At 58.6% G+C, this 26,126-nt stretch carries 18 protein-coding genes and 2 pseudogenes; 8 read left to right on the top strand and 12 right to left on the bottom strand.

Annotated features, from left to right (window positions below):
• Window positions 1-227: 227 nt before the first annotated feature.
• From groL to MESOP_RS31885, 5 genes and pseudogenes are all read right to left on the bottom strand, one after another.
• Window positions 228-1,895 (bottom strand): chaperonin GroEL, encoded by a 1,668-nt coding sequence (gene groL / locus MESOP_RS31910; RefSeq protein WP_013533568.1) that lies wholly within the window; start codon window positions 1,893-1,895, stop codon window positions 228-230.
• A 62-nt stretch (window positions 1,896-1,957) separates the two neighbouring features.
• Window positions 1,958-2,254, bottom strand: coding sequence for a co-chaperone GroES (gene groES, locus MESOP_RS31905; protein WP_013533567.1), 297 nt, complete (start codon window positions 2,252-2,254; stop codon window positions 1,958-1,960).
• A gap of 191 nt (window positions 2,255-2,445) precedes the next feature.
• Window positions 2,446-2,622: pseudogene (locus MESOP_RS36495) on the bottom strand (alanine racemase); the annotation flags it as partial.
• A 1,073-nt stretch (window positions 2,623-3,695) separates the two neighbouring features.
• On the bottom strand, window positions 3,696-4,064 hold the full coding sequence (locus MESOP_RS31890; protein WP_245262926.1) for a GNAT family N-acetyltransferase: 369 nt from the start codon (window positions 4,062-4,064) through the stop codon (window positions 3,696-3,698).
• A gap of 329 nt (window positions 4,065-4,393) precedes the next feature.
• Window positions 4,394-5,116, bottom strand: coding sequence for a Crp/Fnr family transcriptional regulator (locus MESOP_RS31885; RefSeq protein WP_013533564.1), 723 nt, complete (start codon window positions 5,114-5,116; stop codon window positions 4,394-4,396).
• Between the two features lie 1,237 nt (window positions 5,117-6,353).
• On the opposite strand from MESOP_RS31885, the gene MESOP_RS31880 reads away from it, so the two are divergent.
• Complete coding sequence (locus tag MESOP_RS31880; RefSeq protein WP_041163934.1) at window positions 6,354-6,599, top strand: DUF982 domain-containing protein; 246 nt, start codon at window positions 6,354-6,356, stop codon at window positions 6,597-6,599.
• 829 nt (window positions 6,600-7,428) lie between these two features.
• Window positions 7,429-8,079, top strand: a complete 651-nt coding sequence (locus tag MESOP_RS34535; protein WP_157163676.1) for an FAD-dependent oxidoreductase — start codon at window positions 7,429-7,431, stop codon at window positions 8,077-8,079.
• Between the two features lie 202 nt (window positions 8,080-8,281).
• On the opposite strand, the gene MESOP_RS33135 is transcribed toward MESOP_RS34535, so the two are convergent.
• Window positions 8,282-8,605, bottom strand: a complete 324-nt coding sequence (locus tag MESOP_RS33135) for a phospholipase C/P1 nuclease family protein (RefSeq protein WP_013897122.1) — start codon at window positions 8,603-8,605, stop codon at window positions 8,282-8,284.
• A 223-nt stretch (window positions 8,606-8,828) separates the two neighbouring features.
• Here MESOP_RS33135 and MESOP_RS31865 point away from each other — a divergent pair, with 223 nt between their 5' ends.
• The 4 genes from MESOP_RS31865 to MESOP_RS31855 all read left to right on the top strand — a co-directional run bounded on the left by MESOP_RS31865 (window position 8,829) and on the right by MESOP_RS31855 (window position 13,597).
• Entirely contained in the window at window positions 8,829-9,206 is a 378-nt protein-coding gene (locus tag MESOP_RS31865; RefSeq protein WP_013533563.1) for a calcium-binding protein, read from the top strand.
• A gap of 671 nt (window positions 9,207-9,877) precedes the next feature.
• On the top strand, window positions 9,878-10,060 hold the full coding sequence (locus MESOP_RS36920) for a sunset domain-containing protein (RefSeq protein WP_476738568.1): 183 nt from the start codon (window positions 9,878-9,880) through the stop codon (window positions 10,058-10,060).
• Window positions 10,061-10,388: 328 nt separating this feature from the next.
• A complete protein-coding gene (locus MESOP_RS34525) occupies window positions 10,389-10,583 on the top strand; it encodes a DUF2158 domain-containing protein (protein WP_276325708.1) in 195 nt (64 codons plus the stop codon).
• A 2-nt stretch (window positions 10,584-10,585) separates the two neighbouring features.
• Window positions 10,586-13,597 carry a DEAD/DEAH box helicase gene (locus MESOP_RS31855; RefSeq protein WP_013533561.1) on the top strand — a complete coding sequence of 1,004 codons (3,012 nt, stop codon included), beginning with the start codon at window positions 10,586-10,588 and terminating at the stop codon, window positions 13,595-13,597.
• Between the two features lie 178 nt (window positions 13,598-13,775).
• Here MESOP_RS31855 and MESOP_RS31850 read toward each other — a convergent pair whose 3' ends face one another.
• The 3 genes from MESOP_RS31850 to MESOP_RS31840 are packed head-to-tail and all read right to left on the bottom strand — an operon-like array spanning window position 13,776 to window position 18,437.
• Window positions 13,776-14,855: a ComEC/Rec2 family competence protein gene (locus MESOP_RS31850; RefSeq protein WP_013533560.1), complete on the bottom strand. Its 1,080-nt coding sequence runs from the start codon at window positions 14,853-14,855 to the stop codon at window positions 13,776-13,778.
• 9 nt (window positions 14,856-14,864) lie between these two features.
• Window positions 14,865-17,288: a caspase family protein gene (locus tag MESOP_RS31845; protein ID WP_013533559.1), complete on the bottom strand. Its 2,424-nt coding sequence runs from the start codon at window positions 17,286-17,288 to the stop codon at window positions 14,865-14,867.
• Between the two features lie 51 nt (window positions 17,289-17,339).
• Complete coding sequence (locus MESOP_RS31840; RefSeq protein ID WP_013533558.1) at window positions 17,340-18,437, bottom strand: CHAT domain-containing protein; 1,098 nt, start codon at window positions 18,435-18,437, stop codon at window positions 17,340-17,342.
• 495 nt (window positions 18,438-18,932) lie between these two features.
• Here MESOP_RS31840 and MESOP_RS31835 point away from each other — a divergent pair, with 495 nt between their 5' ends.
• Window positions 18,933-19,895, top strand: a complete 963-nt coding sequence (locus MESOP_RS31835) for a CHAT domain-containing protein (protein WP_013533557.1) — start codon at window positions 18,933-18,935, stop codon at window positions 19,893-19,895.
• Between the two features lie 886 nt (window positions 19,896-20,781).
• Here the strand turns inward: MESOP_RS31835 and nodU are convergent.
• Complete coding sequence (gene nodU / locus MESOP_RS31830; RefSeq protein ID WP_013533556.1) at window positions 20,782-22,461, bottom strand: nodulation protein NodU; 1,680 nt, start codon at window positions 22,459-22,461, stop codon at window positions 20,782-20,784.
• Between the two features lie 405 nt (window positions 22,462-22,866).
• On the opposite strand from nodU, the pseudogene MESOP_RS31825 reads away from it, so the two are divergent.
• Window positions 22,867-23,364 (top strand): annotated as a pseudogene (locus tag MESOP_RS31825) (IS5 family transposase); the annotation flags it as partial.
• A gap of 1,517 nt (window positions 23,365-24,881) precedes the next feature.
• On the opposite strand, the gene MESOP_RS34515 reads toward MESOP_RS31825, so the two are convergent.
• Entirely contained in the window at window positions 24,882-25,292 is a 411-nt protein-coding gene (locus tag MESOP_RS34515; RefSeq protein WP_081285670.1) for a response regulator, read from the bottom strand.
• Between the two features lie 43 nt (window positions 25,293-25,335).
• Window positions 25,336-25,908, bottom strand: coding sequence for a Spy/CpxP family protein refolding chaperone (locus tag MESOP_RS31810; RefSeq protein WP_013533554.1), 573 nt, complete (start codon window positions 25,906-25,908; stop codon window positions 25,336-25,338).
• Window positions 25,909-26,126 lie beyond the last annotated feature (218 nt).

Below are 26,126 nucleotides of genomic sequence, written 5' to 3'. Positions count from 1 at the left end.
CACTTGAATTTGCAGTAAAGGAGCACGCGAAAGAGTTGTGACCGGTACCAGCTGTTGCTGACTGCATCAAGAAGAGCGTCAAAGGACGAGATGGGTGCTGGAAATGGACATGAGGTAATAGGCGGTATAAAGCGGCCAGTACGACGATGTAGCTGTGGTTCCGCGAAGTTGTGCAAAAAAAGGGCGGCATCGCTGCCGCCCTTTCCGTATTGCGCAGGTAGCGTGGATTAGAAATCCATGCCGCCCATGCCGCCCATGCCGCCCATGCCGCCGCCGCCCATGCCGCCAGGCATGCCGCCGCCGCCAGCCGACTCCTTCTTCGGAGCCTCCGCGATCATGGCTTCGGTGGTGACCAGCAGGCCGGCGACCGAGGCCGCGTCCTGAAGAGCCGTGCGCACGACCTTGACCGGATCGACGATACCCATGGCGATCATGTCGCCATATTCGCCGGTCTGGGCGTTGTAGCCGAACGTCGCGCCCTTGTTCTCAAGGATCTTGCCGGCAACGATCGATGCTTCCGCACCGGCGTTGGCCGCGATCTGGCGGGCCGGAGCCTGCAGCGCACGACGAACGATGTTGATGCCAGCGGCCTGGTCGGAGTTGACGCCGACAACGTTGATGCTCAGCGAAGCGCGCAGCAGTGCGACGCCACCACCAGCAACGATGCCTTCTTCGACGGCCGCGCGGGTCGCGTTGAGGGCGTCATCGACGCGGTCCTTCTTTTCCTTGACTTCGACTTCCGTCGCACCGCCGACGCGGATCACCGCAACGCCGCCGGCGAGCTTCGCCAGACGTTCCTGCAGCTTCTCCTTGTCGTAGTCCGAGGTGGTCTCCTCGATCTGCTGCTTGATCTGGGCAACGCGGCCCTGGATCTCGGCCTTCTTGCCGGCGCCGTCGACGATGGTGGTGTTCTCCTTGGAGATCGACACCTTCTTGGCGCGGCCGAGCATGTTAAGGCCGACGTTCTCGAGCTTGATGCCGAGGTCTTCCGAGATGACCTGGCCACCGGTGAGGATGGCGATGTCTTCAAGCATGGCCTTGCGGCGATCACCGAAGCCCGGCGCCTTGACGGCGGCGATCTTCAGGCCGCCACGCAGCTTGTTGACGACCAGCGTGGCCAGAGCCTCGCCTTCGACGTCTTCCGAGATGATGAGCAGCGGCTTCGAGGTCTGCACGACGGCTTCGAGAACCGGCAGCATGGCCTGGAGGTTGGAGAGCTTCTTCTCGTGCAGGAGGATGTAGACGTCCTCGAGCTCGGCAACCATCTTGTCGGCGTTGGTGACGAAGTAGGGCGAGAGGTAGCCGCGGTCGAACTGCATGCCTTCGACGACTTCGAGTTCGGTCTCGGCGGTCTTGGCTTCCTCGACGGTGATGACGCCTTCGTTGCCGACCTTCTGCATCGCTTCCGCGATCATCTTGCCGACCGACTCGTCGCCATTACCGGCGATCGTGCCGACCTGGGCAACTTCCTCGGAGGTCTTGATCTTCTTGGCGTTCTTGATCAGCGTCGCGACGACTTCGGTCACGGCCAGATCGATGCCGCGCTTCAGGTCCATCGGGTTCATGCCGGCGGCAACGGCCTTGTGGCCTTCCTGGACGATCGACTGCGCCAGAACGGTCGCGGTCGTCGTGCCGTCGCCGGCGATGTCGTTGGTCTTCGAAGCAACTTCGCGGACCATCTGCGCGCCCATGTTCTCGAACTTGTCTTCAAGCTCGATTTCCTTGGCGACGGTGACGCCGTCCTTAGTGATGCGCGGGGCGCCGAACGACTTGTCGATGACGACGTTGCGGCCCTTGGGGCCGAGCGTGACCTTCACCGCGTCGGCGAGGATGTTGACGCCGCGCAGCATGCGTTCGCGGGCATCACGGGAGAATTTGACGAGCTTCACAGCCATTTTTTTGCTCCTGGGCAATTCGGCCTAAATTCAGATTGGATGTGATGAAAGGCGACGGCGTGTCAGCCGATGATGCCCATCACGTCGGATTCCTTCATGATCAGAAGGTCTTCGCCATTGAGCTTGACTTCGGTGCCCGACCACTTGCCGAACAGGATGCGGTCGCCAGCCTTGACGTCCAGCGGGACCAGCTTGCCGGCTTCGTCGCGGGCGCCGGAACCGACGGCAATGATCTCGCCTTCCTGCGGCTTTTCCTTTGCCGTGTCCGGGATGATGATCCCGCCCGCGGTTTTGGATTCGGATTCGACCCGGCGAACGACCACGCGGTCATGAAGCGGGCGGAACTTCGACTTTGCCATTTTTTCTTCCTCGGTGAGAGCGGTGAGAAACACCGTCCGGCCCACGCCGGACAAACTGCAAAGCCCGGCTTTGCCGGACTCGTTGTTAGCACTCATCACGAGTGAGTGCTAACAACGGGAGGATTAAGGGGTAAGCCGGAGATAGTCAAGACGAAATAGGGCAGGCGAACGAGCAAAAGTTCATCAAGCTCTCAGGCAAGGGACCACGGCACGTGAGCGAAGCTGGCAGCAGCCGGCCGGAGATTCCTCAAGGGAAACAAGCGCGCCTGAATAGGCGCCGCAACATCAGCCGAGCCGGTGCAGAAGCAGGCGACGGCCAACTGGCGGCCGCCGATCTCGACAGCCGCGACAACCGCCTCGGTACATACGATGCTCCAGTCGATGGCGAGATCGTGAAGCGCCTCGCACTTTGACATTGCCTCCTGGATTTTGTTTTCGCCGAAGGTGCTGATGCCGACCTCGAAGGCATATCGCAGGATCTGGGCCGGCACCGTCTTGGTGACTGGCAGCAAACGCACGGAGGCTCGGTCGCGCCCGGCCCGTGCGCAAGCAAGCGTGATGCGCTCTTCAACCGACGCCAGATTGGTGCGGAAGCGGGTAAGGGGATTAGGCCCGAAGCGTTCGACGTCCTCGGGCGAAAGCGGCGGATTGTTCGTGCCCATTGTGATCTGCCCATCCGCCGATTGAAACAGTTGAACACTCCTGCTGACTTCGTCATTTGGCATTCTCAGCAGTGCGACAAGTTTTGACAATTTATGTTCGCCTACCATCCCCAGCGGCTTTGGAGGGCTAAGAGCCTGTGAATTTCTTTGAAGAATCCGTTGCAACGCCTGCATGCTGCGCGGGGGCTGATCAGGCAGCGAGACTTGCGAACTGCTTGGGCGAGGAGGCATTCGGATTGAAGGGGTATCTCGCTTGTGGTTTGCTCAAAACCAGGACGCAGGGGTTGCTGCCGCTTAACTTACAATTGGTCGGCCAGCCCACCACGGCTGTCGCCGCATCACCGCACCTGCGCACAGGTGCGCTTCGCGAGGAAGTCCATTCGGGAACAAACCCACTCGCAGTGCTGGTAGTCGGCAAGCGGTTTGTCGCTGCCAAGCTCATCAGGTGCGCTCAATCTGCCGCGGCACCCGACGCCCTCAGAATGGACATGGCGCGGTCGATTCACACTAGAGCCGCCCCGGTAGGATCGGCTCCGTCGGCCAGACCAGACGGTGGCTGACCTTTCTCAACTCCAACCAATCAGGGGCGCCAGGAACAGTTCTGGGAGTGGCTCGCGAGTGATATCGGTACGCGAGGCAGCGCGCCTCGTCCAAGGGTGAAGATGCGCAGCCGAACTTGATCTGCCACATGCCGGCTTCGAACTCGCCCACGCGACCGTTTCTGGCGAAGTGACCCTGCATTACACCTGTGTAGTTTGGCGTAGGTTGGGACAGATTTTCTAAATAGTCCGGCGGAGCCGAGGGCCGACTTCCTCGAACCCGTCCCGTAAGTAGAAATCGAGCGTGCGTTTACATTTTGGTTGCGCGGGTGCTCCAACCTCAAGTCGCTTCCAACCACGAGCGCGGCCTTCCTGCAAGGCGACCTCGAGCAGACAAGGGGCAATCCCTTTGGAGCGCATCTCGGGTCGAACATACAGCTCCGAGATCTGGCCGAACTTGCCTCCTGCATAGATCGCTGTGCACTCATTCAGTACGATTATGCCGGCCGGCTCGCCACCTTCACTTGCGATTACAGCGACCGCGCCAGCGTTGGCAAGCACTGTCGCCGACGAAGTCGGGCGTGGGCGCTTTCCCGCCAGAGAGTTCATCGAGTAGCGCGTGAATGAAACGGGCGACCGTCTCTGCGTCCAATGAGTTGGCCCGTCGAGTAGATACGAAGGCATGGTTTCTCCTTCTCCTAGTGGTCGGCGTCCCGATTCGTGCTGCCAATCGCAACCTGCGCTTGCAAAAAACGGAACTGGGAATCCGTGCATGATGGAGGGCTGCTCTCCTTTATGGCAAGCCATTCTTGGGAAAGCAAAACCGTCGCACGCTCGTCCAAGCCAGGAATCCCTTACACCATCTGACCGCACTCGAAGCAAGATTCTGCTTAGCTGCTAGCGAGGACCGAGCTTGCGGACCCCGACAGACCCCATGGTCACCGTCGGGCGATTTCCCCAATCAGCCGAACATATTCGCCTTCCGGTTGCCCATATGTGCCAGCTGCTTGGGCAACGAGGCCATGGCGGTCTCGAATGACGATTTCACCTCGTCGCGAACGGATGAGGCCACGGCCCTCGAGCACTTGGAGCCCAACGGTGACCCCCGGCCGCCTTACGCCGAGCATAACAGACAAGAACTCGTGTGTGATCGTAATGCGTTTGTCGTGAATTCGGTCGTCACACATCAGCAGCCACCGCGCCAGGCGCTCTTCAAGACTCGCCCGTGCGTTCATAAGGGCCGTATAGCTCGCCTGAATGTGAAGATAGTGGACATAGCGCAAGAGGAAGAGACGCAACGTCGGGCTGTCCACCAGAATCGTCTTGAATGGCTCAACTCCGATTCGCACTGCATTGCCTGCGAATTGCACGTAACAATCGTGCGCGGCATAGTCGGCACCCATCACCAGCGCGGAACTAGTCATTCCCTCTAAGCCAATGAGGCCAACTTCGGCATCCTTGCCGTCCGAAGTCATCGCGACAACAGAGCCGATGCCTTCCTCGAGGAAGTAAATCGCCTCTATCCTTGAACCGGCAGTCTCCAACGGCATTCTCAGATCAAGGGCACATCGCTCAAAATGCGGCTCCAAACGCGCGAGGTCGTCCGCGTTAAGCCGTCGCAGCAATTCGTTTTTGTAGGAAGCATTCACTGGATTGGTCATGGCTCAATCCCACTTGGGGCAAGAGCATTCCAATCTCCTTGCCGTCCGCGCCCGTAAAAACGTGCAGACGATCTTGTGACACTACGCGCCTTGGTACGACAATGACAGCGGAATGCGAATCGATGCACGGCGAGCCCCCGCCGCGTGATTACAAAAGACGCGAGAAGTATGTCAGAGTGGGAAACGTACCAAACTCAGCTTTGTACGAAACCGACATTCTGAAGTCCCAGCTCTTTCCCGTTACCTGTCGTCCTAGCGCGCCGATTCCCTTGAGCTTCGTGATAATCGCACGAACTCCGGCATTTAGAGCCGGCGCGCTTTCAAATCGTAACTGTTCACTGAGAACGACACCTCGCGCTCGGGGATGCCGCTAGATGTAACCACTCCCCAATGCCGCAGCGCGTCCGGTCGGCCGCGTTGGGGGGCGGAGGATTTATGTTGTCGTCGCCGATCGCTCGGATCTACGATTGCTCGGAAAGTTGCGTCGGCGGGACGTCAGCAACACTCAGCGTGTCCGATAGAAATGCCCTAGTGGCGGCTGGCGGATTTATTCTGTGCGGGGACACGTTTGCGGATCGAGTGATGTCAGCCCGGGGCCGTCTGGTCCAATGTCGCGCGGATAGCGCCGAATCCCAACTCATCGATGATCATGTTGTGGCGACTGGCCGTCACCACATCCTGCAGGATGGGCGGCCGTTCGGACTTGCCTTTGTTCGAGCTCAGTTTCCGCTGATGACGGAGCATGAGGTACTTTGGCGAATTCACCCGGCCAATCTACATTCGCGCTGCCGCGAGAATGTTGTGCAGGCTCGGCCTCAATGTCGCCGCACCGCACTTCCGTGGTTATCGGGCGTCCGCGACGCATGGGCACGGTCCGAGATCACGAGTGCTGTAGGCACTGGCTAGCATGCCGCGCCCGGCTGTGAACGAGGCGACATGACATTGCCGTGTATACGCAGGTGCGCGCGCCGGGGTCGCTTGCTTTTAGCGAACTTGCATGGCTGTATGGTTTATGAAAATGGCCGGGGGGCTATATGACCATATACCTGTTTCTAGTGTCGCTGCATTCGGCTTGCTTATCCCACTCTACTTTATTCAGCGTGAACCGACCATTCTCGAGACTTTACGGCCAGGCAGCGGGTCGCCTGGGACCGAAAATTAGCTGCGGTGATTCAGGCGGATTTCGGTTGAGGAAAACAGTGCGGCCTGTCGTCGCCGGGTGGAGGGGAGCGTGGCGATGGGCTTAAGCAGGTTTGAGAGACCAGTCGTCGTTCAGGTCAACCGTAACAGCTCTGAACGCATCGTGCTTGAGGTGAATGACGCGGCAACTATTTTGATGCGGGATCTTCGTTCTCAGACCAAGAAGCGGAATGCAGCGATGGATGCCTGTCTGCACGTGTTGCGTGGTGAGGCTCATCCGCCAACTGCAAGGCGGGCATTCGTTGCGGCCGCGCTCGAGGCGAAGATTCTACGCGGCGATTAGACTAGCGCGAAGGTCGGCCGGATATCCATTCAGGTTCAATCCTCCTCCCGATCGAAGCATAGAATGGGAAGTCCCTCTGCGTGATCATGGCGCGATCAAGCAGGATGGCGCGGAGCATGCCTCCGGTGATCTAGGTTTAACAGCTTCCAACGCCCGCAGACTTAGCTCAGCTATTGAACAGAAATGCCGCCTGGAACTCCCGAAGGGCGCCTCGACCGGTGCAGAGGGTTCATTTGAAGATCACCTCGACGCATGGCGGACACCCTCGCGCCCGACACCGCCTGCTTCGAACCACCAACGGAGTTGCTTTGAAGACATTCGCTCGGTGTTGATCCCAACTTCCCTTGTTCCAAAGCTTCCGCCACAGGACGGATACGGTTCTTGGGCGGCAACCCCGTAAATCGTGCCATTGGCGTGACGCACGACCTGCTCTCCATACTCGAAGCGAATGACGGGAGCTGAGCGGCCTTGAATTTCTCTTCCTGAGCCACTGTCATGTCACTGGCTATCTGTGGAAGAAAGTACCGTCCCTGCTTAAGCGTCGAACGGTAGACGGGCAAGGCGGGTCGCGAACTGATCCAGGGCAGGGTGATCCACCGCCACCCCAGATAAGTAGACGGCCAGACTGCTGCTAGGAAGTCGAACGCTGGACACGCATGGCCACCGACAGAGCGTCACGCGCCTTCGAGCGCCTTCTTCGGATGGATCCTGATGTCGGCCTGCTGGCGCGAGCCCGGACGGTCTGATTGCCGTCTTCAACCTCGAAAACGGAGAGCAGTGATGGCAATCCCTCCTTACACAGCTCCTTTCGCGCAATGCCTATGATATCGTGATCGTTGGTGACGCGGTAGTCGGCTCGTCGACGGCGTATTGGCTGAGCCAGGCACTGGGCAAGGACGCCTCGATCCTCCTCGTCGAACGGGACAGCAGCTATGAATCCTCTTCGACGGCGCTTTCCACCAGTGCGATCCGCCAGCAATATTCCAATCCGATCAACGTGAAGTCAGCCAGTTCGGCATCGAGATTATCCGGAGGTTCCAGGAGCGAATGGTGCCATTCTACGCCTGTGCCGGCGCCCGATCTCGGCTTCAAGGAACACGGATATCTTTACTGCTGCTCGCCAGAAGGCGTGCAAGCGGCGCGCGAACGGGTCGACTTGCAGCGCAGCTTCGGTGCCCACACCGTGTTCCTCGAGCCCGGCGCTTTAAAGCAACAGTTTCCGTGGCTGAACGTGCGTGATCCTGGCGGCGGCTCGTGGGGCGCTCGCGATGAGGGCTGGTTCGATTCCATGGGGATGATTCAGGCCCACTCAAACGCCGCCGAAAACACGCCGATCTGCGACGTTCTGATAACAAAAAATAAATCCTATCATGGACAATCAGCGACAATCGGTACGCAGAGATCAGCTCTGACGGACCGTTTGACGGACCTCCCACATATTGCCCACCCGAATTTTTCTGGGTACCGTCACAACCAATGAGGCTCGTGACGGTACTTTTTTGCCCGTTAAGGCACTGAAAAAAAGGGATTTCCTGCTGCCGAGCCTTGAAATTGTACCGTACGGTCTTTTTCAGGAGACCATTGGGATGCTGACGGACGCCGCCCTTAAAGCGCTGAAACCAAAAGAAGAGAGCGCACGTCGTCGGTAGCGGCTGACGCCGGCAGCGCGGCGACGAAGAGTTTCATCTGCGAGACCGCGTGTCGGAGAATTGCGTCCCGTCGGTCGAAAAGCTGATGTCCTTGAAGTGCCAGTAGCGATGCATGTTCTTGTCGGCATAGCCGATGTTCTGCCCCGTTGGCGTGTCGTCGTCCTTGGTGTAGCCGTGGGCAGGGTCTTTGATGTCATCAGCCCAAACCGCCGCATGAACGAAAGCATACTGCGCCTTCTTGTCGTCCGGCACGCCGGCAACCCAGCTCTGATAGTCGGGGTTCAGTTTGATCGGGGCATCGGCCTTGGCCTTCGCCTGTGCGCTCAGCTTTGAGTAGGCCACGGCGGCGATCTGCATGGGGCCGCCGTCCCACCAGGCCCAAGGCGGGAGCCGATGATAGGATCATGAAAGAACGGAACCAAAGACGAGCGCGCCACGCATGTATTCCTCCCCAGAGCCAACATCGCTGAGACGACACGGCAATGAGACAAGGTGCCTGCACGGAAGACCGAAACCTCTTCTGGATTCGACAACAAAAGACAAATAGCGCATGATCCGTCTTGGGTTGGGGAATTCATTCATGCGTGTGCACGAATTTTCGTGCGTGTTGTCCGTGGTGCTTATCTCGGGCTGCGCAGCCGACTATTTGAACAATTTCGATTCGGTGACGCTCGCCGCTGGCGATGCGTACCACGCCAACATGCTTTTGCAGACGGTCGATCCATTCAATCCCAACAGCAACAACACCCATATCGAGGGCGACGGCGTACGCGCCGCAGCAATCGTCAACAGGTATCGAGACGTGGCCGCAACTGCCGCAGCTGTGCCATCTGGCGGTGCTGATTTGGACTGCGCAGGCGGCAAGGGAAACAATCCGGTCGCACCCCATCGGGTGAAAATCACCAACGGTGATCCTAACGGACTAGATCGCGATCGCGACGGCATCGGGTGCGAGTGAAAGCGGCCAGGACGGTGGAACGATCTCGCTACGACAATCGGTCCGACAAGCTGAACCGCGCCGGAGCCAAGCAATATCGCCCGCGCCGGTGGGCTGGCATGCCTTTGCGAGTGATCTACGTGACGGTAGCCGCGGCTTCGGCTTTGGTGGCGCAGTTCTTCATGCAACACAGCGGCTCATTGCCCGAGGTCACCTACAGAATCTGACCAAGCCGGCTCCAGCGCCGATTGCCGGTGTCGCCTCCATCATCGATGGCGACACGATCGAGATCCATGGGCAGCGTGTCCGCTTCAATGGCATCGACGCGCCCGAGAGCCGGCAATACTGCGACGACGCCAAGGGATTCGAATATCCATGCGGGCGCCGTTCCGCCGAAGCGCTGGACGGCTTCCTAGCAGCCTCGAGGCCGGTCAACTGTACGCTCGGGACTTGGTCGCTACGGCCGGTTTGTTGGTGACTGCAGGCGCGCCGACGGTCGAGCGTCGCCGCCTGGATGCTCGAGCACGGCCAAGCGCTCGACTGTCCAAAATACAGCGATGGCGCCTATGCAAAACAACAGGCCAAAGCGAAGGCCGAAGACCGATCTTTGGGTCGGAACGCTTCTGCCGCCATGGGACTAGCGGGCGCAGCATAGCGACGATGCGCAAGCGCCGCCGGCACCGCTTTTTGCGATTGGCAACGGCAACTCCGGCTGCAATATCAAAGGCAACATATCAGCCAACGGCGAGCGCATCTATCACGTGCCTGGACAGAAGTACTACAACGTCACCAAAATCACCGAAGCCAAAGGCGAAAGATGGTTCTGTTCAGAAGCGGAGGCCATGACAGCGGGCTGGCGGCGATCGAAGCGCTGATCGGTTTTGCGGGAGGATATTCCGTTCGTTTGACTAATTTGGTGGCGTCTCGACGGGACGGCGGAAACGTCTATGTTGCAGACCTATTTGTGGACTGCACTCGCTGACGCATATGATTGCCGCTTGTTTGATGGGCGGCACCGCTGTCTATGCAAGTTCGCCATCGCGACCGAATTCACTCAATCCGTAAAGACTTGGTGCATCACCTGTTGATAATTGTTCAAAGAACGAGTCGCTGGAGTGCCTACCGCAAAAAAATGTTATGATTGAACAAATCACGAACAAGGAGACGAAAATGTCTGAATTTGCAGCGGGTGACGTTGTTTAACTGAAATCCGAGGGTCCTCAAATGACTGTTGAGCAAGTAGGCAAGACGAGCATGACGGACGAGGACGGCGTGTGGTGCGTGTGGTTCGAAAAGATCGGAAACAAGCAAGTCGTTCAAAGAGAAACTTTTCCGCCGGTGGCGCTGAAAAAATACGAACGCCCCGCCACCGGATCGATTGCGGTGCACAGAGCCTAACCATGATCCGCGCAGCGTTTATTGGAATCAACAAACATCTTGATCCGCTTGCGCGGGAACTGAGCGGCGCTGTGGGTGATGCTTCGACTTTGTGCGCGGTGCTGTCGGATTCTATTGACCGGTTTCAGCCAACGCTTATCACTGACCACGACGCGACTTATGCGAGGGTTTCGGCCATCTTTGACGATGTGCTCGACGGTGCATCAGAAGATGACGTCGTCATCCTGTTTTTTGCCGGCCACGGCACGCAAGACCACCGATTAGTTTTGACGGATACGCGCTCTGACGACGTTCCGGGAACGACAATAGACATGACGGAGATTGCCGCGAAGTTTCGGACTTCGCGAGCGCGCGCTGTCCTGCTTTTGCTAGATTGCTGCTTTAGCGGTGGCGCGCCGGCACGCGTTCTGGATGTCGGATACATTCCGCGCGCAGCGGGGATGCCGCTCGCCGAAGTTGGTGGACAGGGCCGTATTCTTTTCGCTGCATGCAATCCAAACGAGGAGGCCCTCGAAGACCCCCAAACACGCCACGGTCTTTTTACGAAGGCGATTTTGGATTGCATACTGGAGAGTGATGGACCGGTGAGCGTGGTTGCGATGGTGGACCGCGTTGTGCAAATGGTCCGCGCCAACGCTGCCCGATTCGGTTACGAACAGACTCCGGTGATGTTCGGTCATGTCGAAGGAGAGCTAACCCTGCCGAAAGGTATGCGCGGTGAATGCTACCGCGCGCTCTATCCAGAAAGAGGCACGGTCACTGTTACAGGTCCAATTGGGGAGCTTTCGGCCTACGGAATTCCTCAGAATGCGCTGAACGCTTGGAGCGATCGTTTCCCCGCCGGTCTGAATTCATTGCAGATCGCCGCTGTGAATAGCCATGGCGTGCTCGATGGAAAATCTCTTCTCGTCGTAGCGCCGACAAGTGCCGGCAAAACGTTTGTCGGCGAGATGGCAGCACTGAAAGCAATCGGCGAGGGAAAGAAGGCGGTTTTCCTCCTCCCTTACAAAGCGCTGGTCAATGAAAAATTCGAAGATTTCTCTGCGCTCTATGGCGACCTTTTGAATCTGCGCATCGCCCGATGCAGCGGCGATTGGCAAGATCAGGTTGGCGACGTTCTAAGGGGTAAGTACGACATAGCCTTCTTCACTTACGAGAAGTTTTTGGCTCTGTCAGTTTCCTCTCCACACATCCTTCACCAAATCGGTCTTGTGGTGATTGACGAAGGACAGTTTATCACAGAGCCGGGTCGTGGGATGGTTGTGGAGCTAATCCTCACCAATCTTTTGAGTGCACGCGAGCGGGGGATTGCACCTCAGTTGGCGACCCTGAGTGCGGTAATCGGCGACACAAACAACTTTGAGCGCTGGCTTGATTGCGAACTTCTCCTTACGACCGAGCGTCCGGTTCCCTTGACAGAAGGTGTCATTGATCGGAGCGGCGTGTGGAAGTTGCAGCGTCCTAATGGTGAGGTGGAGGTCGCGCAGTTGTTCGCACGCTGCGAGATACGGCAGCGCCGGGATAAGCCATCTTCCCAAGACGTTCTCGTACCGCTGGTTCGGCATCTCGCCGGTCAGGGCGAAAAGGTCATCGTCTTTCGTAACGCGAGAGGACCATCCGCCGGTTGCGCGGAATATCTCGCGGCCGAGTTGGGTTTGCCGCCAGCACAAGCAATCGCGGACATGCTGCCGGGAATGGATCGTTCGGATATGTCCGAACGCCTTCGCCGCGCGCTCAACGGCGGCGTTGCCTTTCACAACGGTGATCTTAATCGCGAAGAACGCATGATCGTGGAGAGAGGCTTTCGCGATCCAAACGGTGGGATTCAGGTCTTGGTGGCGACAAGCACCGTAGCTGCCGGCGTAAACACGCCGGCTTCGACCGTCATCGTGGCCGAAACGGAATTTCGCGGAGTGGAGCCGCAGCCTTACACTGTCGCTCAGTATAAGAACATGGCGGGCCGTGCAGGTCGCCTAGGCTACGAGACAGAAGGCAAAGCCATAGTTCTCGCCGACACCGGCATGGAGCGAGAGAATCTCTTCCGGCGCTACGTTCAGGGAAGTCCCGAACGCATCCAGTCTTCCTTCGACGAAAGAAGCCCGGGCACGTGGGTCGTTAGACTTCTGGCGCAGGTAAAGGATATTCCAAGCAATGCGGTTGTCGATCTGGTGGCAAACACCTATGGAGGATTTGTTGCCTCGCTGAGAGATCCCGCCTGGCGCGGCAGCATGTCAACCCGGCTCCTCAATTTGATGACGAGGATGCAGCACGATGGGTTGATTGATGAGCGCGATGGAAGGCTGAGGCTAACGCCTCTAGGGCGCGCCTGCGGCGAGTCACCCCTCAGCTTGGAATCCAGTATGCAGGCTGTTGAGCTGCTACGCCAATTGCCGCCGGATTCGATAGGGCTAGAGACGGTTCTCGTTTTATTGGAAGCACTGCCCGAACGCGATGAAGACTACACGCCTCAAACAAGACGCGGTGAGCCGCAACGGCAGCAACAAGTTTCGCAACGCTTTGGCCAACATGTGGCGCGTGCCCTATGGCATCGTGCGGAAAGCGATGTGAAATATTACGGTCGCTGCAAACGTGCGCTCATCGTTTCGGACTGGATCGAAGGCGTTACAATCACGGATATTGAGACTGGCTACACCACCAATCCGTTTTCGCCCATTCGTCATGGCGACATAAGGGGTTTTGCTGACGGTACCCGCTTCCTGTTGGACTCGGTGCTCCGAATAGCTGCGATCGTTCTTGGTCGAGCTGATGATCCGGATGAGGTGAGTACTTTGCTTAAACGCCTTGACCTTGGAATACCCGGCGCAGCCTTCTCCTTGACTGAATTACCTATCGTCTTAGCGCGCGGCGAAATCCTCGAGTTGTGGAGAAACGGATATGGAAGTCGAGAGCAAGTCGAACATGCAACCGAAGCCGAACTCGTATCCTTGTTGAACGCGAGAGGGAATATGTTGTACGCCGCATTGCACGAGGAACTTGCTATCACTGGGTCCTGAACAGCCTTCGTATGGCTGCGGTCGATAGGAAGGCAGGGGTTGCGATGGCTTTTTCACGCCCGCTCCAACCTCATTTGGCCAACAGATCGCGATGCGGCAACATGGCATGTAATGGTCATCACAAGACCGATGACCGTGCCCAGATTTTGCCCTGAGGAAGAGAACGCGACCACTCCCCTCAGATAGAAATGACCAAGCCCTGCTCGCCTTGGGCAGGAAACACGCAGTGGTAATTGAAGCGGCGCATTGTCTCGGGGTCGTTCCAGATCGTGGTGTTCTCTTGCGCATAATTGAAATACAGAACCTTTTGACGCACCGGGTCATTCACAAGGATTCTTGCGATAGTTTCGGGATCGGGGTGGTTGTGGCGCGAGCCATCCGTCGAAAAGGCGAATGCCGTGCAATCGAGAATCCTAAGAATCTCTGGCGAGGTATTGGCCTTGCTGCCGTGATGGGAGACTTTGAAGCAAGCGAGGGGATAGGGTTCGGCCTCGCTCGCTCCGAGCTCCCGCAAAGCGCGCTCCATGATGCCCGGATGGGCATCGGCGCCCAAAAGGACGCGGCGACCGCCGAACTCGGCAATGAAGGCGATGCTGCTGCGATTAGGCGCGGCGGTGTCTTCCTTGAAGCGTTTGGAGGCGAGTTGCTCGACGTCCAGCCCGGACAAGGGCTCGCGATCTGAGCCAGGTTCGCCCATTCCGTGGTCAGGGTCGAATGGGCGGAGTCCATTGGCTTCAAGTTCGTCCATCCAACGCGGGATCAGCGCGGCAAGATCTGCATCGTTGGGCGAGAGTAGGCGAATCGCGAGCCCGGCGAAGCTAATTTCGCCACTTGCCTCCGGGCTCCCACGTGAGGCTATGCGGCTGGCGAAGCGGGAGTTCCATTTCCAATTGAACTTATCGATGCCGGACGAAAGCTTTTCGCCCTGCTCGGCGTTGAGCGGCTCGGTTTCGAGACCCGCTGTAATGCGGTCGCGCGCTTCGACAAGGTGATGGTAGGCATTGAACCACACCTCTTTGGGATTGAACGGCGCCGCGGCCTCGCGCACCAAAGGCATGGCTCCTTCGATGTGATCGGCATCGATGTGGCTGATTACGAAGAGTTCGCAGTTGCTCATCTCCTTTAGCGCAGGCCGGGCAGTGCCGTAGTCCTTTGTGCGGCCGAGATCGACCAGGGCGTGATACGAATGGTCCTCATCGCCCCAGGCGAGGACAAGCGCATCGCCCTCAGACGCCGGATTCATGGTGAGTGTGAACATTGAGCTACCTCATGGAGTAAGCTTGACCACTGTGAAGGCCTGTTGCGGATCGACGCGAGCCGCGACCCGTCGGACCAGCCCTCGCTCCTGTGAAGACTCCTCCTGCGACCCAGGAACCGATTCAAGACCGCGGGCCAGCCAGTCGCAGGTGAGCGAGAAAAATGGCACGCCGCGGCTGAACCCTTGTTCGAGCAATTCGGAGATGCGATCGAAGTCGGGCGACCTCTCGGTCATCAGGCGACGCGCCAGGATAATAGGCCCGTCGGGGATTTGCGGAAACCGGTTGGTGATGTTCTCGAGCCATTGCCGTGGCACAAGCTCCGATGCTCCGGCTCCCACTGCGATTAGAGCACCCGCCACGGCCGCTAGCGGGTTGGTCATCTTGCTGCGGACGGCCTCGCGGACCTCTCCTTGCATGACCTTGAGAACCTCGGAGCCACGCTCAAAGTCGCGCGAAGCGAGGAACGCCAGCAGGCCGGACCATCGGTATGACTCGACGATGCCCGACGTCGCGGCTCGCCCTTCTGCTGGAGCGGCGGCGACGATTAGGTGAGCGGACCATTCGTTTGGGTCGCTCGGCCGGCCCAACTGCGGCACAAAGGCCGCTTCGATGCGGGTACCGAATCCAAGGACGGCCCAGAGCGGCCCGCGGCGCTGCGTGTAGGCGTCTTCGAAGACCAGAGGATTGTGCTCGGGCACATCAAAGCGAAGAAAGTCCCGGTCGCCCGCTGCCTCCCGCAAGGCGGGTGTTCGCGGGCCTGCCGCACCTAGGCGGGCTGCGTCGCGCGGCTTGGCCATTACCCCGACGAGTTCGGAGAACGAGGGGGCCGGCATTGAACGGGCGACACTGGTGACCGTCGGTCCTCTAGGATTGAGAGGCTGCTGTGGAAATCGAGGTGCGCTGACCGCGTCTGGCCCCTGGGATATTGAGGTGCTGGCAAGAAGCGCGCCGGCTAAGGTCGCATACCCCAGCCATTCATGCAGGGAAGGGCCGCTGACAATCAGGCTATGGACACTCGCGCCTTGCTCGGCTTGGAGTTCCCTGCTGACGCTCGTCCCGTCGGGAAGCGTAATGACGGCGCTGTAGGCACCCGGCTCGACGTCAAGGCGCAGCTTTTCGCGAGTGCCGCCGACTACTGGTTTCAGTGGACCGGGGTTGTTGCCGTCGCGCCGCGACAATGCGACGACGAAGCCGGCCCCTACCTCCGCTGCGGCAGTAAACTCAAAAACCAATTCGGCGCTGGGGCCGCGACGCGGGACTGGCGAGGCGGTTTCGACGGTCGGTACCGCTCCGATTTCGACGAATGCCACGGGAGCGCGAGGGGTAAGTATCTCTGACCCAAGAGCCTTGCCGTCCCGATCAATTGAAATCGTCACTGTCTTCAGTTCTTCGAGGTCAAACTCCGCGAAGAAGGGCGCGGCCTCGCCCGCAGTTTTCGTAGATACGACCTCCCGATGGTCTGAGATGACGGTGCGACAGCGTGGCCATCGGGCTCGATCGGAAAGACTGACATAGGTTTTCACCCGATCAAGGCCGCCAGGATAGGTGATCGCAAAGCTTCCAGCGGCTCGGCCCGCCGGCGTCTGCAACGACCCGTCTGGTCGAGCAAAGAGCCTTAGAAACTGAGTGAGCCGGTCAACGAGAATGCCGGGTCGAACCGGCCAGCGAGCCCCCGACACGTCGGCCGCGGCACCGTTGAGCGCTCGGAGCAAACTGTCGGTGAAGACAGTTGTCTTATCGCGCCGACCGTCGGCCTCCTCATAGAGGCTAGTTGAGCAGAGCGCCCATTGGTGGCGCGTTCCACCGTGGTCGTCCCGCGCTCGTGAAAGCGAGATCAGCTTGGTGCCGAACTCCTCTTCGGCAGGCAGCCCCAACGAGGTCTTCAAACGGCAGCAATCGAACAATAACAGCTGCGACGTCGGCACAGCGTTCTCGAGCGCTGTAATGAACTGCTCGATCTCGGTCATTCCGGCGGTCTGCTCAAGCGGGTCTGTGTCGTAGTCTTCAAGTAAGAAGGCTGTCCTCCGACCGAAGCTCTCGCCGTGGCTTGAAAGGAACAGCACCATCACGTTGTCCTTGTGCGTATTGGCCCGCTTGACCCAGTCCTTCACTGCAGCCTTCACCTCGGCAAACGTCGCTCGTGGCACGGTTACGCTTGCATATTGGGCGCCAGCCTGCCCAGGGGGCGTTTCAGAGAGGGCCAGTGCAAGGCTCCCGAGCGGCCGCTCCGGGTTGGTGAATCCGGCCTTCTGATCGAGAAACCAGTCGGCGATAGCGCGTGCCGAGATCGGCGGTGAAGTAACCGGCTTCAGCTTCTTGCTCTGAAACGCGCCGACGCCAATGATCATCACATGGGTCGCGGGCCGTCGGTCGAAAGCGGTATCCACAAAGACGAGACCCTTGTCGCGTTCAGCGTTGTCGTCGCTACTCATCAGTCCCCCAGTTCCATTTTGGTCCGGACGCGCCGGCACGAACTATCAGTCTCAGGCGGCGGGCGTTTGCCCCTTCACCAACACAACCTGATCAAGGTCTGTCCCCGATCGTGACAACGACTCGAGCAAGGAGGCGTCGTCCAGCAGCAAAGCGTCCTTGAGGCCAAGTCTGGCCTGCTGCAAAGCCATCCCCGCCGGCTGCCCCTCAGCGATCGCTGCATAAAAACGCACTGCGAATACCCTGGCGCCAATATCCCCGACTTCACCACGCATTCCGATAATAACAGCGACCGTTTCGAGCAGCGCTTCGGCGCCGACGAGACTGTCGCACGCATTGAGGACAACGAGAATCGGTGGCGTTGTCGTTGCCGCCAGCAGATCGGCAATCCACTGCAGCGGTATCGGTCGTGCTTGAGTACTGTGGACAAGCCCGTCGTCAAATAGCAAGGCGCCCTCGGCGGCATGACCCGAAAAATGGATAACATGCGGACGTCGTTCGTTTGTCCCATCGATCAGATCGGCGAACGTCGCTGCCGGAAGATGCTCGAGATCGATGAGATCGCGATGCAGCGCACTCTTGAGTGCCTTGCGAACGTCCCGCACCTCACGGTCGGTCTGGAGCCACCGGCCCTCCTCGACGACTGACCCGTCGTCGCGCTGGTAGATGCGTTCGGTCGCTTCGGGATTGGCTGTGACGTAGAGGACTCGGAGCCGTTCGGGTTTGGGCTCGGGGATACGCGCGAGATGCGGGGCCGACTGCAGGAGCCCGTGAACCTGACGCGCGTGAGTGAGTTCCTCACGTCGGCGCTTCTTGTCGGCGCGCTCGCGTTCCTTGCGCAGGTCTTCTTCCGCGCTAGCGATCGCTGCCTGCTTGCTCGCTTGGTCCTTGGCGTTGCGACCGATTTTCTCGGCGACCGCGGCAGCCTTCTTACCGCTTTCGGTGGCCTTGTGGTCGAGTGACACAGCCGAGCGGAGATAGGAATTGATCGACGACGCATTGCGGGACCGCGCCGCCGACTGACGCTTCGAACCGGCATCTTTCCGCGCCACAGCAACTGTTGCCTCGTGCCCGGCGAGTTCCTTCCGAAGCCGCCCTTCCGATTGCTTAAGCCGAGCGAGTTCGCTGCGCAGGCTATCGATGCGCGACATTGTCTACTCCGAAATCAGAATGGGTGCGGTCGAGCCAAGAGCAAGGGCTGTCCGGGGGCAATCAAACAGTGGCGCCTGAAACATCGGACCTAGGCCTCCTCGCTTCCCTGGCTCGCGTTTCTGAGGACAAAGTTCAAGTAATTCCTGCTCAGAGGGCGGCAGAGTTGGCTGATTCATGCAATTCTCCATCACTGCTCTTGAACTCGAAGCTAAACCGTATGAACTTGCCTACCAATTGTCGACCCACGAGGCGACGTATGGTCGAGTCGTGGCGACCGAACAGCGGTCGAGCGGGCAGCGGCATTGGGGCTAGGAAGCGCACCTCCGCCGAGAAGATCCCAGCGATCCCATCGGCAGGTGGTGGCGGCAGCGGATCGCAAGAGACCTCGGCTCGAATCGGTTCAGGCGAACACAGCTCGCTTTAAGGTGAAGCTCGCGCCTCACGACGGGTACATTGCTCGGCACGGCGCTGCATTGGGGATTAGCGTGGCTAAGATGGAAATCGACGCGAACGGAAGTGGGCTAAAAAGCCTTATTGGCTCGCTCAAGGCCAGGGCGAAGCGTACCGCTGGACACTACCGTAAGGAAGACACTGGTATCACGCCCGAAGAATGGCCCAGGGACGCGGAGGTCGAGCTGATTGAAAGCCTTGTGCGGGAGAAGGCCAGACGGGTAACCGGAGGGGATCCCAGCCAGCAGTGGAAGGGGTGCCGTGAGTTCGCGCAGGCGATCAGAGATTCGCGCAACCCGCCTGTCTCACGTGAACATTTCGGGACGGAGGAAGCGCAGCGTCGCTACGAACGCGCAGAAGCCGATTTCTTCGATGGTATCGCGCTCTGGGCCGACAGTACAATGGACTATGTGACCTCTCTGAGCGGACTAGCTGTCGAGACGGCTACGAAGCTCCGGATACTCTTTCTAGCGGCCAATCCCTCGGACAGAACACGGTTGCGGCTCGACAGGGAATTGCGGGACATTCGAGAAGAGCTGGCAATGGCAGGATACCGCGAGCGGTTTGACCTCCAAACACGCGGAGCAGTCCGTGCCAAGGACATGGTGCGGGCACTGCTTGAGCTCGAACCGGCCTATGTGCACTTCTCCGGCCACGGTACTGCTGATGGTGCAATCTGTGTGGAAGCATCCGATGGGACGAGCCACGAAATCGACCCCGACGCGTTGGCCGCGCTGTTCGCGGCGGCGGGCGAGAAAGTCCAGTGTGTCCTGCTCAACGCTTGCTTTTCTGAAAACCAGGCTCTTGCGATTGCCCCGCATGTCCCCTTCGTCATCGGCATGCACACGACGATCAGTGACGAAGCGGCGATCGCGTTCGCCACGGGTTTCTACCGAGCACTTGGTGCCGGAAAGGGCATCCCGGTCGCATTCGAACTGGGGATTGTCGAATTGAAACTGTTTGGCATCGCGGAGCACGAAACGCCTGTTATCGTGCAGTGTCCTTAGCCGGGTGTTCGCTTCTACAGCCGCTTGAGCTCCCACTTGCGCAACACGATTTGAATGACCTCCGACCGCCCACTTTCATCTCCGCAGCAATGCTGATGAGCGCATCCTCGGTTGCGAGTCACTTTCAAGCTCTTCAGCAAAGGATTTGCGCGTCACTGTCGGGTTTGGAGCCGTTCTCTGCGCAGTTTTGCTCTCTCCAACTCAGCGGCGATGAAGGCTGTAGCGTGTCTATCGCGCGCCTAGTGTTCTCACGCGTCTCGAGGACGGTCGCGGCGCAGGGGCAGTCAATGGCGGCTTCCAGTCAACCGCAGCGGCGGGCTTTTGGCCCAACCGAACTGTTGCCAGCGCAAAGCAATACGCGAAAGTCGCATCTTGTCAGGAGTGCGGAAACCAAGAGGAAGCGCAAGCTTCGGGATATCGAACCTCGTTCATCCGTCCAACGTTGCTAAAGTGGCTTCCGTCGGCCTTCGGCGCATCGGGAGGCGTCGGATGCTCACCCCTGAGGTATGGCAGGCAACGAACCTAACCGGTCAGTTTCTTCCATTGAACGTTATTGATGCATCCGCGGCGGTTTTCAGACACTGGACCTGTCGCCATTTTCCTACGAGCGAATTTCGTGCAACGAACCGTTCCTCGAGGAGGCTGTGATCTAGACCATTCAGGCCGCCGGATACTTTGCGATGACGCCAACTACGACGTTGGAATGATCGGTCGCATGTCACCCCGGCGGCTCAGGAAGGAGACGGCACGGTAGCCTATGTGCCCACCTTGACCTTATGTGGTGATCGACGCCAGCCAAGGAGCAACAGCTCCATGGATGTGCGACCCGATGATTGTCGCAGCCGCGCTCCACGCCGGCGATGCAGGAACCTTGGCTGCGGCTCGGTCAGCCCTCGAATTGACTTGTCTTGGTCAAAAGCAACCCATCGCACCAAACGTGGTCTACGCAGCCCCACTCACAGGCGGCAGCAGCATCCGGAAAAAAACCACGTCCATTGAGATTTGCACTCGTGTTGCAGAGCAGCGAAATGCCCGTGAGTTTCTCGTACTCTATGAGAAGTTCTGCAATTGGGTGTTCGGAAGCTCTTGAAACCGTCTGAAGTCGCGCAGTTCCGTCGAGATGGACGACCGCCGGGATTATTTCTTTCCACTCTGAACGGGTCCGGTGGTCGAACAGCATGTAAGGATCCGGCGTGCCGGGGTCAAACATGTCAGGTGCACGATCCTCCAAGCATATTGGCGCTACCGGCCGGAAGTGCTCTCGCAATTTGATCTTGTTGAGATGGTCCTTCATTTCCGGCGAAGTTGCAGCCGCCAGAATGCTTCTGCCTCCCAAGGCACGCGGACCAAGCTCTGCGCGGCCTGCAAGGAACACCACAGGCTTGTTGTCGGCGAGCAAACCGGCAAGATCTTTCAGGCTGAAAGCAGCAGATTGCCAACCGGGGGGAATCTTGCCACGGCCCACATTCGGCCCGCTGTAGACTGACCAGTCAAGATGCACGAAACCTTTGTCGGCGGACAGCGCGCAGCAAGCGGCACCAATCGCCGATCCGCTGTCGTTTGGAAACGGAGGTACCCAGACTGCGTCGAATAAACCGCTCGCCCGAAGGGCGCTATTCCATTTGATATTCAGCCCGCATCCGCCGGCGATGCACAGGTTTCGGGTTTCCGGAACCAAGTACCGACGCAGTGCGCTTTTCAGTTCCCGGACGAGAAGACGCTCTACGAAGGCATGGAAAGAAGCAAGTATGTCCTCGGGAGTTTCGGAAATTAGTGCCGAGGCGCTAGCATCGAAGAAGTTGTGTACAGCAGTGAGCAGCGCCTCTTCGCTGTGGGTGTTGTTCCTGTATTCCGACGCGTGGTCCGTATCCCCGGCGAAACGGTCATCGTAAAGCTCCTGAAATACATTCACGATGTGTTCACGGACTACTCCAAGCGCGATATAAGCCATCAACTTGCCGGCGATGCCCAGATTCCAGCCAGCCCGCAGTTCTTGCCTGTAAGGACCGAAATGTTGACCGGCGGCGGCATAGGCATGGCCTATCATCGGAAACAGGCTGCCAACAAATCTCACTCCACTTGGCTCGACGTAGTAAAGCCGCGGAAAAATGCAGCCGTCCCATACCAGACAAAGCGCCGGTTCTTCTGCTTTCGCGAATGAACTGGTGCAGTATGCAGAAGCCACGTGCCCAAGAACATGCGGGTAGCTTTCGTAGGAAAATACCCCATTGTCGAGGACGAGACCGGAACCTTCATAGGCCTTCAGTGGGTTTTCGGCGTCCCACTCCACATATGGCGCGCCGTTGAGAGTGATCGGGGAGCCCTTGCTCAAAACATGGAATTCCGACTGGATCTCACCGTCCCATCCGTCAATGACGAACCGGTCGATATCGCCCGGAGCCAGCCCGTTTTCAGCCAGAACAGCTACGACCGTCTCAAGCCGCTCGATATGTTGGTACCGTGGGTTATTTTCAAGCTTCTCCTGCTCGACGCAAAAGATTAATCTGCCGTCTTCCACGACAGCAATCCCGCCGTCGTGCGTCAGCTTAATACCGCAAATACGCATAGTAGATCCTTGTCGAGGTGCCAGTAGAGCACCCGCTGAAAACGGCTGAGAAAAAGCCGTGGGTTCGATGTCGCGCTATGCGCTATGATGCGGGACCGGTAAATTAGATTGTTTGGATATGAGGCATCCGCGCGATGAATGATCAGGTCTGCCGCGTGATCTAGAAGATGGTGGACACGGAGCCCCAGCGCTCTGTTGAGCAAGCCACCCGAGCCAAGCTTGCCGTCTGCGTCCTCTCGTGACGGCGACCCGCACGCCACCTTCAGCATTTGGTTGCTGGCAACTGCCGGTCAGCAGCCCTTGGCGCCTCAACGCGCCGATCGGCTGTTCGACAGCGCTAGGCCACTCATAAACTGGGTATCGTGCTGATGTAAGTCTGATTCAGGGCTTCTTTTGGAGGCTTTGATGCGTCGGTATGAATTGAGCGATTTTGAATGGGGCATCATCGCGCCTCATCTCCCCGCCAAGGTCCGCGCTGTGGCACGCGTTGACCACCGCAAGGTGCTCAACGGCATCCTGTGGCGCTTCCGCACCGGCTCACCCTAGGCCGATGTGCCGGAACGCTATGACCCCTACACCACCTTCTACAACCGGTTCGTGCGATGGCGCAAAACCGGGGCCTGGGATCGGCTTCTGGCGGCGGTTTCCAAGGCATCTGACGGCGAGATCATCATGATCGACAGCTCCTGTGTCCGCGTTCACCTGCACGCTGCCACGGCAAAAAAGGGGGGCGCTGACGATGGCTGCATGGGACGTTCCCGCGGCGGGCTCACGACCAAGATCCCCGCGCTCGTCGATGCCGAAGGCCGGGCGATCGACCTTGTCCCGACGGCCGGACAGGCACATGAAGGCAAGCCCGCCGCCGCCATGCTCGACGCCCTCCAACCCGATGCAATAAAGCTTCTAACGGCTTCTGGCCTCGCGTGAAACAACTCGAGTGCCATGGTCACCAGCTCGTGCTCGAACCTCATAATCGGCGGATACGAGTTGTTCTTGCTGAAAAAAAGCTAGGTACGCTGCCTTGGCGATATCAATGGCATCATCGTCAAGAAGCAGGCCTCGATCATTGATCCACCGGTCGCAAAAGGTCGCGCGTGGATCGTTATCTGCCGCACGCGCTTGCAGAAGCATTTTCGACTTCAATCTGGCTTCTACCTTTTCTAGAGAGCAAGGCGTCTTCATCTGAAAACACCGACTGGTTCCGGGATTTGGCGTACGCTGCTTTGCTATGAGTCTCACCAGTCTTCATGATAGCTCCTCCGCCCGCCACAACTTGCCAAGGGCAAGCCTGACATTAGCGACCAGCGGTACGGAAGTGCTGCTGATTTGCGTCGAATAGTTCGTCGGACCAGACTGTCGGGAGCTGATCTGTTGTTCATCTACCGAGGCTGTTCATGCCGGGGGCACCGGCTCGGAGAAATGGCACAAGCCGGCACGCCCCTGCTCGGTATCCGATCGCTCCAACGACATTCAGCAATGCGCTGTCGAGCATGTGCGGTCTTGTGGCCATGCATGAAAACCTGAGCTCAGAAGTGCCGAAGGAGGAATTGCGCGATTATGTCGGTCGTCTTTCGCGGGAACTCCCCGCCCTCGACCGGCTCTCCGAGGAATGCTGAGCTCCGTAGCGCATTGATGAGATCAACGTTTATGGGGCGGCGTATCCGGGCCAGACCCTTGTTCGTGCCGGCGTGCTAGTCCGCGCGATACGTCAGGCTGCCAACGTTCCGTGTAGCCGCCGTCACCTTGGTTACGATGTGTGGGCTGGTACCTGTTCACGGGCCAGGTTGATGCCGAGAACGACTCGGCCCCTCTCTTCGCTGGGATTGTCGGCCGGCGTCTTCGGCGATGTCTAATAGCTGACAATGTAGTAACAGAAGCCGACTTTCGGATGTTTTGAACCGCCTTGTTTGCATTGGCGCGGTACACGCAACTCTATCCGCATTATGAGAAGCCGTTTTTGAAGTCCTCGTCGACGAGAGAACCTAGGTAATCCAGCCCGCACCGACGAGGCCCTTGACGAAAATGCCAGTCGGATTGTGGATCGCGTTGAAGAAGACTTCAATTGAATACGCGTCTAAATCGTCATAGGTAAGCCGCGAGAGCAGTGACGTGCCTTCATGATTGTAAAGGTCCTTCGATGTTTTGCCGGTACTGTAGAAATAGCGCTGGCCACCTTCGAAGGAAAAAACTGGAGGGGCCGCTGCCCAGGCTATAGACCTGCCCAGGCTATAGACGCGGACTCGGCGTTCACCGGCACTGTGGCGGTAGCGCCCGCCGTCAGGCCACAAAGCGCCACAGATGTCAGTAACAGTCGTTGCATCACATGTTTGCCTTATTTTCCGATTCTGTCGAAAACTATTCGCGTTGCAGGTTGAGCTTGAGCGCTCTATGGCGAGACTATTTGGGAGACAGGTCGAATCTCATCCTGATCGCCCCGCCGCATGAGGGTTCGGATCAGCTTTCCCTTCTGAGGTGGGCGTTTCAGGATGCAGATGAGAGTTACAACCTTCCACAGGTCTACTTGGCCTGCGCCTCCAATATCGCCCGGGCCTGTTTCCAGCCCCGATGCGGTCGGTTTCGTCGGCCCGCGCCGTCAGCATCAGAACCGGCACGTCGGAGTTCGCGCGGCTGCGCTTGAGCGCCTCTAAGCCGTCCATGTCAGGCAGCCTGACATCGAGAATTACGGCTTGGGGCGTACTGCCGCGCGATGTCGGCAATGCCCACCCCGCCGTGTCCGCCGTTAGTACACGAAACCCGTAACCCGTCAGATATTCCGCGAGCATGGCGGACAGGCGCCTGTCCTCATCGACGATGAGGACCTGGTCCGCCATGCTCGTTTGTCAGCTCCGATTCGAACCTGTGCTCGTATAGAGCTTATCCGCGATCTTCGAGATCCTCGAAATCGTCGAGCAACTGCTCAAGCTGCTCGGCCGTCAACACCTCGGTGGCATCCAGCAGATCGGTCGTCAGCGCGCGCAAAGCCTCGCCGGCCCACTCGACAATCTCGGCGCGCACCTCCTCCACTGCGTCGGGGTCGAGGGTTGGCGCGTTGAGCAGCTCGGCGAGATCATTGTGCGCCTGGATTAAGCCCTGCTCGATGAGGCGCATATGGTTATGGACCTCGTCGGTGATCGCCGCCAACTCTTCTTCCTGCTCGGGCGTGATGTCAAGATCAGCGAGCTTGGACTCTAAGTCATGCGCGCAGTAGCCCGTCCCATGGCGGAGGCTGGTCTGCATGTGCATGTCGGGTCCGGCGTGGCCGCCGCCGACGTCGAAGCGCTGCACGCGTCCGTAACCCTGGCTGAGCGCGCCAGAGACGCCGACGCTGGCAAGCGTGACGACCGCAATGCCGCCGATTGCGATGCGCTTGCCCCAGTTCTTCGACTTCGGAGCGCGGGAGAAATGGTGACGAAGTTTCTGCCACGCAGAGGGTTCAGGTTCGGCCATAAACATATTCCTTTGAATGTTGGTCGAGTGGAATGCCTGGATCAGTAGAACCGGCATTTGCACCAGATAGGTTTGTGCCAGTTAGAAGGCAAGAGAATATAAGTATATTTCCGAATATATCCCAGTATTTTGCGGGAACATGATGCAATCGGGCATGTCGCCCACAGGTGAAGAGGTATACTAACATATATTTAATAATATAGTCCAACTTATTGTTC

This window comes from Mesorhizobium opportunistum WSM2075 (assembly GCF_000176035.2).
In the GTDB taxonomy this organism is placed as follows: Bacteria; Pseudomonadota; Alphaproteobacteria; order Rhizobiales; family Rhizobiaceae; genus Mesorhizobium; species Mesorhizobium opportunistum.
This window is presented reverse-complemented; position numbering and strand designations above follow the sequence as displayed.